At 65.1% G+C, this 1,348-nt stretch carries 1 protein-coding gene and 1 pseudogene; one reads left to right on the forward strand and one right to left on the reverse strand.

Going from position 1 to position 1,348, the window contains the following annotated elements; all coding sequences use genetic code 11:
• Nucleotides 1-65: 65 nt before the first annotated feature.
• Entirely contained in the window at nt 66-455 is a 390-nt protein-coding gene (locus AQJ27_RS51390; RefSeq protein WP_067386008.1) for a hypothetical protein, read from the reverse strand.
• 70 nt (nt 456-525) lie between these two features.
• Here AQJ27_RS51390 and AQJ27_RS51395 point away from each other — a divergent pair.
• Nucleotides 526-1,348: pseudogene (locus AQJ27_RS51395) on the forward strand (IS982 family transposase); the annotation flags it as partial.

Genomic DNA, 1,348 nt, shown 5'->3' on the forward strand with positions numbered 1-1,348 from the left:
GAAGCCACCGAGAGACGGTCAGGCGGCGGGCTGCCGGCCCTGGTTGTCGAGGTGGCAGCGGGCGGTCAGGCGTCCGGGTCGACTTCGGGGTGCGTGAACCGCACGGGCTTGCCCAGCGACCGGGCGTAGGCGATTTCGGCTCGGGTGCTGTCTCCGATGTAGTCGCCGACTACGAGCACCTCATCAGCGAGGCGGATCTTCGCCCGGTGTAGATCGTCGAGTCGAACCTTCAGCGCCTCGGCCTCGACAGGATCGGACCAAAGTTCGTGCGGCGACTTCATGTCACAGCCCGGTTTGACGACAATCTTTCCGGCTTTGGTCTCCCGCAGATCGGCCTCGTTCATCTCGGTCATGAAGCGGGTGGAGCCGCAGATCACGACGATACGCGGGAGGCTCAACCGCTTCTTCGCGTCGGCGAGCTTCTCCTCGGGGGTGAGCAGTTGCGGGTATGACACTGGTTCCTCCTGGTGGTGTGGTCCAAGGGGTGCCTGCGGAGACGAGAACGAGGGTGTCCAAGATCGTTTTGTGACGAACGACGTGGACACCCTCGCGACAGCACTCTATGCGTCGACCGATGACATGCTGAAGGAGTATCCCGACCTGGCGCCGTGTCGCCCGTCGGTCGGCATTACGCCCCGCCTGAGCGATGCCGAACTGGTCGCCCTCGCCACGATGCAGGCCATACTCGGCTACACCTCCGAGGCCAAATGGCTCCGCCATGCCCGTGCCCACCTGCGCCACCTCTTCCCCTACCTGCCCTAGCAGCCCGGCTACAACAAGCGGCTGCGCAAGGCCGCCGGTCTGATGCGAAGCGTCAACCGGATCCTGGCCACCACCACCTCGGTGTGGAGCGACGACGTATGGGTCGTGGACTCCACCCCGGTGGAATGCGGCCGCTCCCGCGAGACCGTCAAACGCTCCGACCTGGCAGGTTGGGGCCGAATACGGCTACTGCGCCAGCCACAGCCGCTTCTTCTGGGGCCTGCGCCTGCACCTGGTCTGCACCCTTCAGGGCCTGCCCATCGCCTTCGCTCTGACCGGGGCCAAGGCCGACGAACGCGCGGCCCTCCTTGACCTCCTGGCAGCCGAATGCGAGCTTCTGCGAGAGCGCCCCCGACAGACTCTCATCGGCGACAAGAACTACTTCGGCCGTGGTTTCGAACGCGAACTGTCCGAGCATGGAGTCCAGTTGCTGCGGCCTGCCCGTAAAGGTGAACGGGAACGGCCTGGCGCAGCCCTGTTCAAGCCGCTGCAACAGGTCATCGAATCGATCAACGAGACCTTCAAGGGACAGCTTGACCTCGAACGGCACCGAGGGCGCACACCCGGAGGTGTCATAGCCCGCGTC

Source organism: Streptomyces olivochromogenes, from assembly GCF_001514115.1.
GTDB classification, from domain to species: domain Bacteria; phylum Actinomycetota; class Actinomycetes; order Streptomycetales; family Streptomycetaceae; genus Streptomyces; species Streptomyces olivochromogenes.